This window comes from Burkholderia sp. APQ4-4ca (genome assembly GCF_057837105.1).
The window spans coordinates 18,918-34,963 of sequence record NZ_JBYQCG010000114.1; the positions used below are offsets into that span (position 1 = coordinate 18,918).

16 protein-coding genes are annotated in these 16,046 nt (G+C 66.7%); 7 read left to right on the top strand and 9 right to left on the bottom strand.

From position 1 onward, the window contains the following. Positions 1–249 precede the first annotated feature (249 nt). From dksA to hslU, 3 genes are all read left to right on the top strand, one after another. Positions 250–666, top strand: coding sequence for an RNA polymerase-binding protein DksA (gene dksA, locus AC3IFE_RS14705; protein WP_006477498.1), 417 nt, complete (start codon positions 250–252; stop codon positions 664–666). Positions 667–903: 237 nt separating this feature from the next. Continuing rightward, positions 904–1,440: an ATP-dependent protease subunit HslV gene (gene hslV, locus AC3IFE_RS14710; RefSeq protein WP_047899301.1), complete on the top strand. Its 537-nt coding sequence runs from the start codon at positions 904–906 to the stop codon at positions 1,438–1,440. 10 nt (positions 1,441–1,450) lie between these two features. Beyond that, positions 1,451–2,794: an ATP-dependent protease ATPase subunit HslU gene (hslU, locus tag AC3IFE_RS14715; protein ID WP_089468725.1), complete on the top strand. Its 1,344-nt coding sequence runs from the start codon at positions 1,451–1,453 to the stop codon at positions 2,792–2,794. A 76-nt stretch (positions 2,795–2,870) separates the two neighbouring features. On the opposite strand, the gene AC3IFE_RS14720 is transcribed toward hslU, so the two are convergent. From AC3IFE_RS14720 to AC3IFE_RS14730, 3 genes are all read right to left on the bottom strand, one after another. Then, positions 2,871–3,413, bottom strand: coding sequence for a response regulator transcription factor (locus tag AC3IFE_RS14720; protein ID WP_021156278.1), 543 nt, complete (start codon positions 3,411–3,413; stop codon positions 2,871–2,873). A 13-nt stretch (positions 3,414–3,426) separates the two neighbouring features. Then, entirely contained in the window at positions 3,427–4,857 is a 1,431-nt protein-coding gene (locus AC3IFE_RS14725; RefSeq protein WP_489190930.1) for an ATP-binding protein, read from the bottom strand. Positions 4,858–4,947: 90 nt separating this feature from the next. Next, on the bottom strand, positions 4,948–5,172 hold the full coding sequence (locus tag AC3IFE_RS14730; protein ID WP_489190931.1) for a cysteine-rich CWC family protein: 225 nt from the start codon (positions 5,170–5,172) through the stop codon (positions 4,948–4,950). Positions 5,173–5,466: 294 nt separating this feature from the next. Between AC3IFE_RS14730 and argB the strand changes: the two genes are divergently transcribed. From argB to slmA, 3 genes are read left to right on the top strand one after another with little or no spacing between them, the layout of a single operon-like run. Then, positions 5,467–6,366, top strand: a complete 900-nt coding sequence (argB, locus tag AC3IFE_RS14735; protein ID WP_027785735.1) for an acetylglutamate kinase — start codon at positions 5,467–5,469, stop codon at positions 6,364–6,366. Next, entirely contained in the window at positions 6,363–7,154 is a 792-nt protein-coding gene (locus AC3IFE_RS14740; RefSeq protein WP_489190932.1) for a pyrimidine 5'-nucleotidase, read from the top strand. Before argB ends, AC3IFE_RS14740 begins: the two co-directional genes overlap by 4 nt. Beyond that, a complete protein-coding gene (slmA, locus tag AC3IFE_RS14745; protein ID WP_489190933.1) occupies positions 7,121–7,786 on the top strand; it encodes a nucleoid occlusion factor SlmA in 666 nt (221 codons plus the stop codon). Before AC3IFE_RS14740 ends, slmA begins: the two co-directional genes overlap by 34 nt. On the opposite strand, the gene AC3IFE_RS14750 is transcribed toward slmA, so the two are convergent. Both AC3IFE_RS14750 and AC3IFE_RS14755 read right to left on the bottom strand, forming a co-directional pair. Further along, positions 7,732–8,760 (bottom strand): hypothetical protein, encoded by a 1,029-nt coding sequence (locus AC3IFE_RS14750; RefSeq protein WP_489190934.1) that lies wholly within the window; start codon positions 8,758–8,760, stop codon positions 7,732–7,734. The genes slmA and AC3IFE_RS14750 overlap by 55 nt on opposite strands. Before the next feature lie 45 nt (positions 8,761–8,805). Then, the gene (locus AC3IFE_RS14755; RefSeq protein ID WP_089468809.1) at positions 8,806–10,068 is read right to left on the bottom strand and encodes a TolC family protein; all 1,263 of its coding nucleotides are present in this window, start codon (positions 10,066–10,068) and stop codon (positions 8,806–8,808) included. Positions 10,069–10,114: 46 nt separating this feature from the next. On the opposite strand from AC3IFE_RS14755, the gene AC3IFE_RS14760 reads away from it, so the two are divergent. Continuing rightward, entirely contained in the window at positions 10,115–10,423 is a 309-nt protein-coding gene (locus tag AC3IFE_RS14760) for a hypothetical protein (RefSeq protein ID WP_489190935.1), read from the top strand. Here the strand turns inward: AC3IFE_RS14760 and AC3IFE_RS14765 are convergent. From AC3IFE_RS14765 to AC3IFE_RS14780, 4 genes are all read right to left on the bottom strand, one after another. Then, positions 10,410–11,660, bottom strand: coding sequence for a beta-barrel domain-containing protein (locus tag AC3IFE_RS14765; RefSeq protein WP_489190936.1), 1,251 nt, complete (start codon positions 11,658–11,660; stop codon positions 10,410–10,412). The genes AC3IFE_RS14760 and AC3IFE_RS14765 overlap by 14 nt on opposite strands. After that, positions 11,657–13,999, bottom strand: coding sequence for a type I secretion system permease/ATPase (locus tag AC3IFE_RS14770; protein WP_489190937.1), 2,343 nt, complete (start codon positions 13,997–13,999; stop codon positions 11,657–11,659). Before AC3IFE_RS14770 ends, AC3IFE_RS14765 begins: the two co-directional genes overlap by 4 nt. Next, positions 13,996–14,142 (bottom strand): hypothetical protein, encoded by a 147-nt coding sequence (locus AC3IFE_RS14775; RefSeq protein ID WP_489190938.1) that lies wholly within the window; start codon positions 14,140–14,142, stop codon positions 13,996–13,998. Before AC3IFE_RS14775 ends, AC3IFE_RS14770 begins: the two co-directional genes overlap by 4 nt. Positions 14,143–14,401: 259 nt before the next feature. Beyond that, positions 14,402–16,046 (bottom strand): Ig-like domain-containing protein (locus tag AC3IFE_RS14780; protein ID WP_489190939.1); only part of this gene is annotated, 1,645 nt, incomplete at its 5' end.

Sequence of the window (16,046 nt, forward strand, 5' to 3'; positions counted from 1 at the left end):
TCCGGGCATCGCAACCGCGCCGGATCGCCCATCCGCCTCCCGGCCGCGGCCGATGCGATGTGCCGCGCAGCACCCCGGTTCGCAGCGCGCGCAACTCCGCGCCAGGCCTATCCTGGTATTTGAGAACCGGTTTTCCAGAGGCTTTCGGCCCCGCGGCGGCAAATCGCAAATGATTGCAAGGGCGGTTGCGGGTAATCCCAAAGTGCAGGCAATATCTCTCGATTTGCCGCACATTGAAGAAGCAAGCAGATGACGAAGAAACTCTTGACCGAAGCCGAAATCCTGAAGATGAGCGACAAGGATTACATGAATGAGGATCAGCTCGCCTTCTTCAAAAATCGGCTCGAACAGTTGCAGGCGGACATCCTCAAGAATGCAGGCCAGACGACCGAGAACCTGCGCGAGACGGTGATCGTCCCCGATCCCGCCGACCGCGCGACGATCGAGGAAGAGCACGCGCTCGAGCTGCGTACGCGCGATCGCGAACGCAAGCTCCTCAAGAAGGTTCAACAGTCGCTCGCCCGCATCGATTCCGGCGATTACGGCTGGTGCGAGGAAACCGGCGAACCGATCGGCATTCCGCGCCTGCTCGCGCGCCCGACCGCCACGCTGTCGCTCGAAGCGCAGGAGCGCCGCGAGCTGCGCCAGAAGCTGTTCGGCGACTGATCGAGCGGCGCTCCGCTCAGACACGCTGCTTCCCGAAAGCGCGCGGCCTGCCGCGCGCTTTTTGTTTTCCCGGCACCGGTTCCCGGCCGCCGGCCGATTTGCCTTCCCCTCTTGATATCCCGGCGCCCGCCCTAAAATGAAACGGACGCGCGCCGGGCCGCTCCCTGGCGCACTGCGGATTCACGCGGCGGCGCATCGCGCCGCCCGACTCTTCCCCGTTTTTCTCAAGGAACGCAGATGGAGCAATTTCACGGCACGACCATCGTTTCGGTCCGGCGCGGCGACCAGGTCGCGCTCGGCGGCGACGGCCAGGTAACCCTCGGCAACATCGTCATGAAGGGTGGCGCGCGGAAAGTGCGGCGGATCTACAACAACCAGGTTCTGGTCGGATTCGCGGGCGGCACCGCCGATGCGTTCTCGCTGCTCGACCGCTTCGAGGCGAAGCTCGAGAAGCACCAGGGCAACCTGACCCGCGCGGCCGTCGAGCTCGCGAAGGACTGGCGCACCGACCGGATGCTGCGCCGCCTCGAGGCGATGCTGATCACGGCCGATGCAACCACCACGCTCGTGATCACCGGCAACGGCGACGTGCTCGACCCGGAAGGCGGCATCTGCGCGATCGGCTCGGGCGGTGCGTACGCGCAGGCCGCGGCCCGCGCGCTGGTCGAGAACACCGAGCTGTCCCCGCGCGAGATCGTCGAGAAGTCGCTCGGGATCGCCGGCGACATGTGCATCTACACGAACCACAACCGCATCATCGAAACGATCGAGTAAGGACAGCCCCATGAGCACCATGACCCCTGCCGAGATCGTCTCGGAACTCGACAAGCACATTATCGGCCAGGCAAAGGCGAAGAAGGCCGTCGCCGTCGCGCTGCGCAACCGCTGGCGCCGCCAGCAGGTCGCCGAGCCGCTGCGCCAGGAAATCACGCCGAAGAACATCCTGATGATCGGGCCGACGGGCGTCGGCAAGACCGAAATCGCGCGCCGCCTCGCGAAGCTCGCCGACGCGCCGTTCATCAAGATCGAAGCGACCAAGTTCACCGAAGTCGGCTACGTCGGCCGCGACGTCGACAGCATCGTGCGCGACCTGATCGAGATCTCGGTCAAGCAGACGCGCGAATCCGAAATGCGCAAGGTCCGCAGCAAGGCGACCGACCAGGCGGAAGACCGTATCCTCGACATCCTGCTGCCGCAGCCGCGCGCGGTAGGCTTCGGCGGCAATGCCGAGCACGCGAACGACGACAACAACGCGACGCGCCAGACGTTTCGCAAGCGTCTGCGCGAAGGCCAGCTCGACGACAAGGAAGTCGAGCTCGACCTCGAGCAGCCGTCGGTCGGCATGGACATCATGGCGCCGCCCGGAATGGAAGAGATGACCGAGCAGATCCGCTCGATGTTCTCGAACCTCGGCAGCGGCAAGAAGCAGCGCCGCAAGGTGAAGATCAAGGAAGCGCTGAAGCTGCTGACCGACGAGGAAGCGGCGAAGATGCTCAACGAAGAGGAAGTGAAGACGAAGGCCGTGCAGAACGTCGAGCAGAACGGCATCGTGTTCCTCGACGAGATCGACAAGATCACGTCGCGCAACAACGAAGGCAGCGGCGGCGAAGTGTCGCGCCAGGGCGTGCAGCGCGACCTGCTGCCGCTCGTCGAAGGCACGACGGTCAATACGAAGTACGGGATGGTGAAAACCGATCACATCCTGTTCATCGCGAGCGGCGCGTTCCACCTCGCGAAGCCGAGCGACCTGATTCCGGAGCTGCAAGGCCGCTTCCCGATCCGCGTCGAACTCGATTCGCTGTCGGTCGAAGATTTCGAGGCGATCCTCGATGCCACCGACGCGAGCCTCGTCAAGCAATACCAGGCGCTGCTCGCCACCGAGGACGTGCAGCTCGAATTCGCCGACGACGGCATCCGGCGCCTCGCCGAGATCGCGTTCGCGGTCAACGAGAAAACCGAGAACATCGGCGCGCGCCGGCTGTACACGGTGATCGAGAAGCTGCTCGAGGAAGTGTCGTTCTCGGCCGGCAACCACGCCGGCGAACGCGTGACGATCGACGCGCAGTATGTCGACCGCGCGCTCGGCGAAGTGTCGCAGGACGAGGACCTGTCGCGCTACGTGCTGTAACGCGCGCGTCGCCGGATGAAAAACGGGCGGCCCCTTTCGTCGGCGGCCGCCCGTTTTCGTTGGTGCGCCGCTTACCTTACTGCCGCACCGGCTTCTTCGCGAGCTTGCGCTGCAGCGTGCGGCGGTGCATGTTCAGCGCCCGCGCGGTCGCCGAAATGTTGTTGTTGTTCTCCGCCAGCACGCGCTGGATGTGCTCCCATTCGAGCCGGTCCACCGACAGCACGACCGGATTCTCGAGCGCCTCGTCGGCCTGCACTTCGGTCGCGTTGGTCTGCAGCGCGGCGAGGATCGACTCGACGTTCGCCGGCTTCGCGAGGTAGTTGTCGGCGCCCTCCTTCACGGCCTGCACGGCGGTCGCGATGCTCGCATAGCCGGTCAGCACCAGAATCCGCGCATCGGGCTGCAGGTCGCACAACGGCGCGATCAGGCTCAACCCCGAATCCTCGCCGAGATGCAGGTCGACGGTGATGAACTGGAACTTGCCGCCCGCGGCGAGCCGCAGCGCCGCCTCCTTGTCGTGCGCCTGCTGGACCGCGTAACCGCGGCGCTCGAGGCCGCGCGCGAGCGTGCCCGCGAACACCTCGTTGTCGTCGATCACCAGGAAATTGTTCTCGCTCATGTGGTTTCTCCGTCTACGTGTTGGTTGAGACAGCCGGCAGCGCGACGCGCACGACCGGCAGGCGCAGCACGGCCCGCGTGCCGCGCCCGGTCGCGGTGCCGGCCGCGCGGCTGTCCGGCGCGCCGGCTGGCCGTTCGGCTGGACGTGCACCCGTGCGCGAGCCCGCGCGTTGTCCCGATGCGGCCGCCGCGTGGCCATTCGCCGCACCGCCGGCCCGCCCGTTGCCGCCCACCGCGCGCGGCGTCACATCGGACAGTTCGATCTCGCCGCCGAGCCGCGCGGCCGCGCTGAACGCCAGATACAGGCCGACGCCGTGCCCGCCCTGCGTGCTGTCGACCGGCATCGCGCCGAGCGATTCGCGCAGCGCGGCCGGAATGCCGGGCCCGTCGTCGCATACCTCGAATTCGATTTCGTCGGCCGTGCCGCCATGCGCGACCTTCGCGGCGAGCGTCACCCGCTGCGGGCTCGCGCGCGCGGCGTTGTCGAGCAGGATCGTCAGGATCTGGCCGGCCGCGACCGTATCGTCGAGCGCGACGCCCGCCGGGCGCGCGCCGAGCAACTCGAACTGCACGTGCGGATGCCGCAGGCGCCAGTGCTCGACGAACGTGTCGAGCCAGTCGTCCACCGGCTGGCGGCTGGCCGGCGCGCTCGCGCGACTGCGCAGGCGCGCGAGCGCCGACGTGCACAGCGACATCTGCTCCTCGAGCACCTTCAGGTCGGCCTCGTAGCGCGCGAGCCCCGGATCGGCGCGCGCCGCGTCACGCAACTCCTCGGCCAGCATCGCGATCGTCGACAGCGGCGTGCCCATTTCATGCGCGACGGTGGCGGCCTGCACGCCGAGCGCGACGGCCCGCTCGTCGCGCAGCAGATGCTGCTGCGCCTCGCCGAGCGCCGCATCGCGCTGGCGCAGCGCGTTCGACATGCGCGCGACGAACCACGCGATCAGCCCGACGCTGACCATGAAGTTCGCCCACATGCCGGTACGGTAGTAATCGAACAGATTCGCCGGGTTGTCCATGTTGAGCGGCACCGAATCGAAGCCGAGCGCCGCGTAGCAGGCGACCGCGAACGCCGCGAGCCAGATCATCAGGTGCCACGGCAGCACGGCCGCCGCGATCGCGAGCGACGGCAGGTACAGCGACACGAACGGGTTGGTCGTCCCGCCCGACAGGAACAGCAGCGCGGACAGCGCGCCGAGGTCGACCCACAGCTGGCCGAGCAGCTCGAAATTGGTCTCGGGCCGCGCACGCAGCACGCGCACCCAGGTCAGCGCGTTGAAAACGATTTCGAGCGCGATGACCATCAGCATCGCCGGCAACGGCAGATGCACGCCGAAATAGGTCTGCACGACGCCGATCGTCACGAGCTGGCCGATGATCGCGAGATTGCGGAGCCAGAACAGGTGACTGAGGTTGACGCGCCCGGTGGTGGTGATTCGTTGCATCCGGGCAGTTTACCCGTTTAGCGGGCGGCGCCTCTAGCGGGGCCGGATCCACTCGCAGGAACGGGCGACGCGCGTGCGTGGCGCGGCCTCTCAACCGGCCGCGCCGGCCATGCGCTGCGCGATCTCGTCGGCCAGGCATTCGGGGCATCGGCACCGCGCACCGGCCGCGGGCGGCGTGCCGCCGGGCGGCACCGGCATCGCCGCGCACCAGCAGTCGAACGGCTGCGTATGCGCGCCGCAGTCGAAGCCGCGCCCGCAGTGCGGGCAGCGCGCGCGGCGCGGAACGGAACGGGCGTCGGCGGCGGAATCGGTCATGGCGCAATCGCGGAAACGGGCGGGACATCGCCCCACGCGACAAGCATAGCGCGGTGGAAGGATTTTGCACGCCGGCCGCCTGGCCGGGATCCGTCGCAAATGCGCGCGTGGCGGCCGGCCGAAGCCACCCGCGCGGTGCCGCCCGAATCGCGCCGCGCCATAGCCGGCGGGCCGCCGCGTGCGATGCCGCGTCGCGCCGCCGGGGGTTCCGCCCCGCCCAAAAACCCGATGCTGCGCTGCGCCACTCCTGTACAATTCGCCCTGTTTCAACCGTTCCCAGCCAGAGCCGCCGCCATGTCCGAGCCCATCGACCTCTCGCAGATCGCCCCCACGCTGAAAGCAGAAATCCTCGCGGAGGCGCTGCCGTACATCCGCCGTTACCACGGCAAGACCGTGGTGATCAAATACGGCGGCAACGCGATGACGGAAGAGCGGCTCAAGCAGGGCTTCGCACGCGACGTGATCCTGCTGAAACTGGTCGGCATCAACCCGGTGATCGTCCACGGCGGCGGTCCGCAGATCGATCACGCGCTGAAGAAGATCGGCAAGGCCGGCACCTTCATCCAGGGCATGCGCGTCACCGACGAAGAGACGATGGAAGTCGTCGAATGGGTGCTGGGCGGCGAAGTGCAGCAGGACATCGTGATGCTGATCAATCACTTCGGCGGCCACGCGGTGGGCCTGACGGGCAAGGACGGCGGCCTGATCCATGCACGCAAGCTGCTGATGCCGGACCGCGACAACCCGGGCCAGTACATCGACATCGGCCAGGTCGGCGAAGTCGAGGCGATCAATCCGGCGGTCGTGAAGGCGCTGCAGGACGATGCGTTCATCCCGGTGATCTCGCCGATCGGCCTCGGCCAGGACGGCCTGTCGTACAACATCAACGCGGATCTGGTCGCGGGCAAGCTCGCCACGGTGCTGAACGCCGAGAAGCTGCTGATGATGACCAACATCCCGGGCGTGATGGACAAGGACGGCAACCTGCTGACCGACCTGTCCGCCCGCGAGATCGACGCGCTGTTCGAGGACGGCACGATCTCGGGCGGCATGCTGCCGAAGATCTCCTCGGCGCTCGACGCCGCGAAGAGCGGCGTGAAGTCGGTGCACATCGTCGACGGCCGGATCGAGCACTCGGTGCTGCTGGAAATCCTGACCGAGCAGCCGTTCGGCACGATGATCCGCTCGCATTGAGCGCGCGCCGCCCACCCTCCCGCACCGACCTGCCGGCGTCATTGCGACGCCGGCGCATCTCCCGCAGCCGGCCGCGCGCCGGCACGCCCGTCTGGCTGTTCGATCTCGACAATACGCTTCACCACGCATCGCATGCGATCTTTCCCGAGATCAACCGTGCGATGACGCAATACATCGTCGACGCGCTGCAGGTCGAGCGCACCGAAGCCGATCGCCTGCGCAACGGCTACACCGAGCGCTACGGCGCCGCGCTGCTCGGCCTCACGCGCCATCATCCGATCGACCCGCACGACTTCCTGCGCGTGGTCCACACGTTTTCCGACCTGCCCGCGATGGTGCGCGCCGAGCGCGGCTTGGCGCGCATCGTCGCCGCGCTGCCGGGCCGCAAGCTGATCCTGACCAACGCACCGGAAAACTATGCACGCGCGGTGCTGCACGAGCTGGGCATCGAGCGGCTGTTCGAGCGCGTGATCGCGATCGAGCACATGCGCGACCGCCGCGCGTGGCGCGCGAAGCCCGACCATGCGATGCTGCGCCGGACGCTGCGCGCCGCGCATGCGCGGTTCGCCGACGCGATCCTCGTCGAGGATACGCGTAGCCACCTGAAGCGCTACAAGCGTCTGGGCATCCGCACGGTATGGATCACGGGCCACCTGCCCGGCCATTTGCCGGCAACCGGACGGCCGCATTATGTCGATCAGCGCATTCGTTCGTTAAAATCGCTGCGACTGGGCACACGATCGGGGCGACAAAAATGCAGCCGACTTACCCGCAGGACCAAGCCGTAACGGAAGACAAGGCCACGCCGTCCCGCCCGCGCCCCAAGCCGGGCGAGCGCCGCGTGATGATCCTGCAGATGCTCGCGGCGATGCTCGAGGCCCCGAAGCCGGAAAAAATCACGACAGCCGCGCTCGCGGCCCGGCTCGACGTGTCGGAAGCGGCGCTGTACCGGCACTTCACCAGCAAGGCGAAGATGTACGAAGGGCTGATCGAGTTCATCGAGCAGGCGCTGTTCGGCCTCGTCAACCAGATCGTCGCGAAGGAGCCGAACGGCGTGCTGCAGGCGCGCACGATCGCGCTGACGATGCTCAATTTCGCCGCGAAAAACCCGGGAATGACACGCGTGCTGACCGGCGAGGCGCTGGTCGGCGAGGACGAGCGGCTCACCGAACGCGTGAACCAGTTGCTCGATCGGATCGAGGCGACCGTCAAGCAATGCCTGCGGGTCGCACGCACCGAGGCGAATGCGCCGCAGGACGGCGCGACGCCGTTCGCGCTGCCGGCCGACTACGATCCCGCTGCGCGGGCGAGCCTGCTCGTCAGCTACGTGATCGGCCGGTGGCACCGGTTTGCCAAAGGCGGGTTTCAGAAGCCGCCCGGCGAGCAGGCCGATGCGCATTTGCGGTTGATCCTGCAGTGAACGCATGAGACGAGCCATGGCCTGGCGACCGCGCGCCCTGGCTTCCGCCGGCGGCTCTGCCCGAATCGCCACTCCGTCACACGCGGGTGATCGGTCAGACGAACCGGCATCTGCTCCGCTCGGCTATCGGCCGGCGCCGACAACTGTCGGGCAGCTTCCCATTGTTTCAACTCGGCCTGCAACGATCGCAATGCGTCGCCGCACGGCCAGTCGGCACCGCATGGGGCGGGCGCACCCGATGAGGTCGTATCGGACGTATCGACGGGCGCCGTCGAGCGAAGCTTCGCCGGCATGCGAGGCAATACGGTTCGCACGGGTACCGGGCGCATCCTCTGCCGCTCGCGAACCGACATGCCCGCCATGTCGGACGTCCTTGGCGGCGGCAAGCGCAACGCCGGCACCGCGTGGGCACCCTTCCGGCGCGGCGAATCGGGCGGCATCCCGGATTGACCGGCGCTCGGCATAGAAATCGATGCGGGTGCCGAAGCGGCCGGGAAAGCCGATGCCAGGCTCGACGCCGACGCAGGGTCCGAGGCCGATGCCGGGCGCAGCGTCGCAGCCGACTCGGCAGCCGCCGCCACGATCGATGCGGATCCCGCGCTCCCTTCGGGCAGCCTTCCTCGCGCCACACGACCGAATTCCGCCCAGCGGTCCGCCAGCATCCCGCCGAAAAGCACCGTCAGCGCCGTACCGAGCAATGCGCCCCCGATCGCAGCCAACATGACGCGGCCACGGCCGCGCGGCGGCGGTGTGCGACTCCATGCAAGATTGTCGTGCCCGAAATCGGCAGCCCCTGCGGCCGCGGCGACAGCCACACCGCGGCGCGACCGTGGCGCCGGCAGATAGACGCCCCCCGGCGACAGATGCGCGAACTGACCCGGGACGCCGCGCCGGACGCCATAAGGCGCAGGCAGATAGGAAGCCGCCCGCGGCGGCGGCAATGCAAACCAGTTATCGATCGATCCAGGATTCATGATTTCCCTCGTTGCCCGGCGCGACGCCAGGCACCGCGCGATGCGTCATCCTTCACGCAGCCATTGCACGAGCATGCCGGCCGATGCGTAGCCGCGCAGCGTCGCGGCATAGCCGTCGAAGCGGTACGCCACCTCGTTGACGCGATTGTTGTAGTCGTCGCTTTCGGCAATCAGCACGTCGAGCAGCGAGCGGCGCCCGAGGTGATACCACTGATCGAAAAATGCGCTGCGCACGCGCGCCGATTCCACCGACAGGTCGCGATACTGGTCCGCGCGCTCGCCGAATGCATGCGCATCTTCCTCGGCGCTGCGCACCTGGTACTCCAGATCCAGGCGCATCTGCTCGACCCCGCGCCAGCTTGCCGACGCACGATACGTCGCCGCATCGGTCGCCGCGGTTGCGGCACCGCCCGTGAACGCGTTCCACGTCAGCGTGAGCATCGTCTGCCAGGGCATCCGGCGTCCGATCGAGTCGCGTCCGGTATTCGTGCTGACGACCCAGTTCAGTTGCGGCTTCGACGCCGCCCGCACCGCATCGCGGTTCAGCTCCGCCGCGCTGGCTTCGGCACGTGCCTGCCGCAGTCGCGGATTCTCGTCGAGCGCGGACATCAGCCGATCGAGGTTGCCCGGATGCAGCGGCCAGCTCGATTCCGCCGGAATCGGCACCGGCCGTTCCCCCACCAGCTTGCGAAGATTCAGCTCGGCCGTTCGGCATTTCGCCAGTGCCGCGTCGCGGCTCGCTTCGGCCTGCAGCAAGCGGGCCTTCGCCTGCGTCAGCTCGCTGCCGCGGCCGCGGTCGACCGCGACGATTTCGTCGAGCATTCGTACGAGGCGTGACATCCGGTCGACGAAACGCTGGCTCAGCGCGGCAATGTTGCGTTGCTTCGAAAGCTCGACGAGCGTGGCGGCGACCTGATAGGCGGAATCCTCCATCTGCGCGACGTAGCGTTCCTGGCCGGCGCTCGCCAGATCCTGCCGGCTGCCGATCGTTTTATCGGTGCGTCCCCAGTCGAACAGCGTCGTCGTCAGGTTCACGCTCAGTGCGTTGCCCGGATCGTACGCGCTGCCAGCGTTCGAGCCGAACTGCGCGGCACGCGTCTGGCCGCTCAACTGCAATTGCGGCCAGCGCGCACCCTTCGCCTGATCGACGTCCGATTGCGCAGCCTGGTACTCCGCGTACAAGCGCCGCACCTGCGGGCTGACGTCGACCGCCGCTTCAGCCGCCGTGTACAGCATCCGCCGCAGGTCACGCTCCGTCATCGCGGAGGCAGGGGCCGAGCCCGATGCGGCATCCTCGGGCGCTGACACGAGAACACCTGCGCGCGAATCCGCGGCGCCGGATGCGCGTGATACGGTGCGCGAATCGCTCGCCGTCGACCGCGACGCAGCCTCGACCGACTCACTCTCCATCGAAGTCGACGCCGGCGCCGACGTCAAAGGCGCCGATGCCGATGCAGGAGACACCCATGTCGATACCGGAACCGACGTCGAAGCCACCATATGCGGCTCCCTGACACTGGCGGCATGCGCCACCCCAACCACCTGCCACACCGACAGCGCGAGCAGCACCGCCGATACGGCGCCCCGGCACACCCAGCCCCGTTCGCGCACACCGACGCGTGCGCGGATAACTCGAAAGCCGCTCATGATCACCGCTCCCTGAAGGCCTCGCGGGCCTTGAAAATCGGCTTGAGCAGGTAATCGAGCACCGTCTTCTCGCCGGTGCGGATATCGACCGTCGCCTGCATGCCCGGCAAGACGGGCAGATGCTTGCCGGCCGCGACCAGCGCGTCCGCATCCGTCTCGACCATGAGCCGGTAGTAATTCGCGTCGGGACGCCCCATCGCCGCCTTCTGATCGTCCTTCAACGTGTCCGGACCGACGCTGACGACGTGCCCGGACAGCCCGCCGTAGATCGCGAAGTCGTACGCGCTCAGCTTCACGAGCACCGGCAATCTCGGCCGCAGGAACGCAACGTCGGACGGCTTGATCCGTGCCTCGACCAGCACGCGGCCGTCGAGCGGCGCGATCTCCATGATGTGCTCGCCCGACTGCACGACGCCGCCTGCCGTGCGGATGCGGATGTTCTTCACCACGCCGCGCATCGGCGCGACGACGTCGGTGCGCGCCAGCACGTCCGCGCGGCCGGCCAGTACCTCGTTGGTTTGCGCGAGCTCCTGCTCGAGCCGCGACAGCTCGGTGCTGGCATCCGCGGTAAACCGGCTCCGGCGTTCCGCGATCTGGGCATCGATGTCCGTCGCCTGACGCCGCATGCGCAGCATCTCGACTTCGGAAACGAGCCCCTTCGCCGCGAGCGGCTCCGACATCGCGATCTCGCGCCGCACCAGCGCCTGGCTCCGCCGCAACGCGGCGACCTGCTCGTCGAGCGCCTGGCGGCGCGCACGGTAGGTCGCGGTTGCCTGCGCGACGAGGCCCGGTTCACGCTTCACCTCTTCCGCAAAGGTCAGCTGCGCCCCATACGCCTCGGCGCGCACGCGCGACACGTTCGCCTGCAACTCCAGCGCCTTGGTCGATACTTCGCGATAGCTCGCCTGCGCGCGCGCCGGATCGATCTTCGCGAGCAGTTGTCCCTTCTCGACCACCTCGCCCTCGTGCACCGCCACCGACTGGACGATGCCGCCCTCGAGGCTCTGAATCCATTGCTCGCGGCTCGGCGACACCACCGTCGCATCGCTGCGCGTGACCTCCTCGACGCGAGCGAAGTGCGCCCAGACGAGCCCCGCGACCAGCACCACGGCAACCACGTAGAGCGTCAACTGCGCGCCGGCGGACGAGCGCACCAGCAGCGCCTCGCGGATGTCGCTCATGTACGCGACATCGGCCGCTCTCAGGCGCGGCGCCCGCTTGCGGCCCAGCATCGATCGAATCCGATGCATCACGATGCCTCCGCTGTCATGGCCGCCGGTGCCGACGCCGCTGTTTGATCCGTGGCCACCGCTCCCGCGCCGCGCTCGACCACGCGCACTTTCGGCGCCCGGCTTCGCTGCGGCTCGTCGGGCGACGCGTGATGCCCGGTCGGCCCAACCGGCTCGGGCTGCCCCGACAACGCCGCCAGCACGCGGGCCTTGTCCCCATCCATCACGACCTTGCCCTGATCGACGATCACGATCCGGTCGACCAGCGTCAGCAACGACGTGCGATGCGTCACCACGACCAGCGTCTGGCCGGCGCTCGCCTGCTTCAGATGCTCGATGAAGAGCGATTCCGTCTGGGTGTCCATCGCGCTCGTCGGCTCGTCCAGCAGCAACGTGCGCGGCCGCGCGATCAGGCTGCGCGCCAGCGCGACGAGCTGACGCTGGCCACCCGACAGGTCGCGCCCGTTCTCGCCGACCTGCAGGTTCACGCCCATCGGATGCCGGGCGACCAGCGCATCGAGCCCCGTCAGTTGCAGCACACGCAGCAATTCCGCGGCCGGCACGTCGGGACGACCGATCGTGATGTTCTCGCGCAGCGACCCGTAAAACAGCCGGCTGTCCTGACCGACGTAGCCGAACGCACGGCGCCAGTCGGCCGGCGCGATCTGTGCAGCGTCGAGCCCGTCGGCGAGCAGCTTGCCCTCTGTCGGTTGATAAAGCCGCGCGATCAGGCGCAGCAGCGTCGATTTCCCGCTGCCGACCCGTCCGAGTATCGCGACGCGCTCACCCGGCCGAATCTCCACCGACACCTTGTCCAGCGCGGGTGCGTTTTCCTGCAGCCCGGCCGACGGATACGCGAACGACACGCCGTCGAGCTTCACGTGGCCGCTGAGCGGCGGCTTCGCCAGATAGTCCTGCCCCGGCTCGTGCTCGACCGGCATCGCCATCAGTTCGTTGAGCGAATGCAGGGCCGTCTTCGCCTGCTGGAAACGCAGCGCGAGCCCCATCACCTGGCTGAGCGGCGCCGTCACGCGGCCCGCGAGCATCACCGAGCCGATCAGCGCGCCCTGGGTCAGCTTGCCTTCGCCGATCAAGTACACGCCCGCGATCACGATCACCACGGTCTGCATCTGCTGCAGGAACGCAACGCAACTGGTCGCCATGCTGGACAGCTGCCGCGACTGCATCGACGAGGCCGCCGTCTTCGCGCTGAACGCGTCCCAGCGGTGGCGCATCGCGCCTTCTCCGCCGACCGCCTTGAGCGTCTCGAGCCCGTCGATCGATTCGATCAACACGCCTTGCTTGAGCGACGCCTCGCGCAGGTTTTCGCGCATCGCTCGCGCGAGCGGCCACTGCACGATCGCACCGAGGCCGACGATCAGCGGAATCATCAGCAGCGGAATCCAGCCGAGCGGACCGCCAACCGCGAACACCACCGCGACGAACAGGAACACGAACGGGAGATCGGAGATCGCCGACAGCGTCGCCGACGTCGCGAAGTCCCGCACCGACTCGAACTCGCGCAGCCGGTGCGCGAACGATCCGGCCGACGCCGGCCGGCGCTCCAGCCGGATTGCCAGCGCCTGCCGGAACAGCAGGCTGCCGAGCACCAGATCGGCCTTCTTGCCGGCGGTGTCGAGCACGTGCGCGCGTACATGCCGCGATACGGCTTCCATTAGCATCGCGAACGCCACCCCGATCGCGAGCGACCAGAGCGTCACGTATGCCTGGTTCGGGACGACGCGGTCGTACACGTTCATCGTAAAGAACACGCTGGCGAGGCCGAGCACGTTGATCAGAAACGCGCCGAGGGCCGCGCTCGCGTAGTAGCTGCGATAGCGCCACAGCGTGCGCAGCAACCAGTGGCCGGCCGATTCGGTCGGCAGGTCGTCCGGACGCGCGTCGACCTTCGCCGCGGGCTTCACGAGCAGCGCGTGACCGGAGTAGGCGTCGTTCAGCTCTGCTTCCGTGCATTCGACCGGCGCGTCGCCGAGTTCAGGCATCACGACGCGAAACAGGACCTGCGGCTCGGGCGCCGCCGCATCGTCGATGCGCCAGCCGAGCAGCACGCAGGCACTGCCGTTGCGGCGCAACAGCACGGCCGGCAACAGATGCTCGGGCAATTGCGCGAGCGGACGCGCCACCAGCTTCGCGGCTAGCCCAGCATGCGTGAGCGCCTCGATCGCGAGCGACGGCGTCAGCGCACCGTACTTGGCGAGACCGGCAGTCAGGACCGCATGACTTCTACCGAACCCGTAATGTGCGCAAAGCCAGGCGATCGAATCGAGCAGGCTGTCGCAGGTGAGGGAATCAGGCAGGACCGGTTCGCTATCGCTACCAGCATCGGAAGGTTGAGCATTCATATCGAAACGGACGACGCGGCCACTGCGTGGCCGAGAGAATTGACGGAAGACTGAGGCGAAGTACCGAGATTCAGGGGCAGCGCCCATTCGGCGAACCGCGAGACGATGGTGCCAAAACACACCTGCTCCGCCAGCTTGACCATGGCGGCTTCGGCCGACGGAACATGCGATGGCCATCGGCAGGATCGCACTCGAGAGGAAACAACTTTACGGAATGTTTCCGCGGCCTCAAATGGGACACGACCGAAAGAAAATACCGGTCGAATAGGACAAGTTTGAATTACGAATTTTCTGGGTAGAGGCAACACCGGACGCCCTCGGGAAGAAAGCCGGGGTGACGCGGTAACACCAATGGAAGTAAAACCCCGAAATGCACCGACGCGCATTTCAGGGCTCTACACATCAACCCAATTGAGTCGTGACGATAGCCTGCACCAGCAGTTCGACGTTCATCGCGGCGTTCTCGTAAAGCATGAAAGCCAGTCCATCGACCGCGACCAGCCCGTGCTTCGTCCACTGCCCGGCATCCAGCCCTTTCATGCCGGACAATTCGACCCGGTCGCCGGCATCGCCCTTGACCATCAATTGCGTATGGCCGTCGCTCCGGAACACGTTTTCATGGCCGAGTTCCAGCACGTCGCGCATCGAAAGCTTCAGCGCGTTGTTGCCGGTGCCGGTAATGTCGACAATCTCGATGGACGAGATCTTGCAGTGGCCGCCTACGTCCATCAGCGTTGCAAGATCCAGTGTCTGACCGCTTCCGGTCAGCTTCAACGTATCGACTCCAGCGCCACCGTGGACACCGCTCGAGTTGCGCGTGAAGTACGAAACGTCGCCGACGGTGAATACGGTATCGCCACTCCCGCCGTAGTAGGCGGTATCGCCGGCAAGCTCGAGGAACGCAGGCGGATCAATCAATTGATCAGGAACAGGCCTCGAGAACTGGAAGTTGTCGATCCATGTCAGCGCTCCGTTCGGCACGGTTCGCCATTGTTGATCGAATTCGATCGAGGTGAAAGCCAGTCCTTTTGGCATATCGATCTCGACGTGCTGAAGGATGCCCTCCCCCGTCGTAATCGGCTTACTCGTATAAATCACTTTGCCAGTGCCATCACGAAAGGTCAGGACCAGGTATTCACCTCCCGTGACGTCCCCCACGTCGAAAGCGAAGTGCGTTGCGCCGGCGCCGTCCTTCAGGTCGAGCCTGACTTTGCCGGTAATGCCGAGTGCCATCGTCGACGGAGGCGACGAAAGGCCGTAGGTCGGATCGATCTTGAAGCCGTTTCCGCTATAAATTCCCTGACTCCAGTATGTATGTCCGAGGTCTTCGATACCAGTCAGCGTGAAATGCGCAAAAGAAACGGATTCTCCTTTGAACAAAGATGCCGACCTCGCCGCGTTGAAGTTCTCGCCAAACTCGATCGTCGCAGGTTGCCGATACTGAGAGATGTTGCCTGCCGTGTCGACGATAGCCGCGGCCGGCATGCCCGACGCATCGTTCGGCAAAACGAACTTCGCTGTGCCGGTCGCGATTTCTGCCGCAGTCAGCGTATGCATGAAAAACCGATCGCCAACCATCACGGACAGCCTTGAGCCTGCCTCGAGCTGCGCCCCCACGAACTTCACCATGACGGCGCCGTCGACAAACTCGACGAACGTCGGCGGATACACGAACATCTTCAGCGCGACATCCGTCGACTCAATCTCACCGGCGTTTCCGACCGCATTGACCACACGCGTCTGGATCGTCCAGTTGCTGGTGTGCGTGTTCGGATCGATCGCGACCCACGTACCGTCCGACTTCATCAACGCGTCAATCCACGTCCGGCCCCCGTCCGTCGATACCTGCACCTTGTCGCCCGCCGCGAGCGCACCCACCAGATGGCCGCTCAGCAAACGACCTGCCGTGCCGTCGTTCGTCAATCGGTCGAAGTTGAAGTTGCCGCTGTCGCGCCCCATGTCGTCCAGCAGTGCCTTCGCCAACGGCGTCGGCGGCGCAACCGGCCCGATGGTCACGTCGAAGCCGGCCGACCGGACACTCGTATTG

What these genes read in the sequence shown, in the direction of transcription:
- dksA (WP_006477498.1), top strand. Translation starts at nt 250, where the DNA reads ATGACGAAGAAACTCTTGACCGAAGCCGAAATCCTGAAGATGAGCGAC.
- hslV (WP_047899301.1), top strand. Translation starts at nt 904, where the DNA reads ATGGAGCAATTTCACGGCACGACCATCGTTTCGGTCCGGCGCGGCGAC.
- hslU (WP_089468725.1), top strand. Translation starts at nt 1,451, where the DNA reads ATGAGCACCATGACCCCTGCCGAGATCGTCTCGGAACTCGACAAGCAC.
- AC3IFE_RS14720 (WP_021156278.1), bottom strand. Translation starts at nt 3,413, where the DNA reads ATGAGCGAGAACAATTTCCTGGTGATCGACGACAACGAGGTGTTCGCG.
- AC3IFE_RS14725 (WP_489190930.1), bottom strand. Translation starts at nt 4,857, where the DNA reads ATGCAACGAATCACCACCACCGGGCGCGTCAACCTCAGTCACCTGTTC.
- AC3IFE_RS14730 (WP_489190931.1), bottom strand. Translation starts at nt 5,172, where the DNA reads ATGACCGATTCCGCCGCCGACGCCCGTTCCGTTCCGCGCCGCGCGCGC.
- argB (WP_027785735.1), top strand. Translation starts at nt 5,467, where the DNA reads ATGTCCGAGCCCATCGACCTCTCGCAGATCGCCCCCACGCTGAAAGCA.
- slmA (WP_489190933.1), top strand. Translation starts at nt 7,121, where the DNA reads ATGCAGCCGACTTACCCGCAGGACCAAGCCGTAACGGAAGACAAGGCC.
- AC3IFE_RS14750 (WP_489190934.1), bottom strand. Translation starts at nt 8,760, where the DNA reads ATGAATCCTGGATCGATCGATAACTGGTTTGCATTGCCGCCGCCGCGG.
- AC3IFE_RS14770 (WP_489190937.1), bottom strand. Translation starts at nt 13,999, where the DNA reads ATGAATGCTCAACCTTCCGATGCTGGTAGCGATAGCGAACCGGTCCTG.
- AC3IFE_RS14775 (WP_489190938.1), bottom strand. Translation starts at nt 14,142, where the DNA reads ATGGTCAAGCTGGCGGAGCAGGTGTGTTTTGGCACCATCGTCTCGCGG.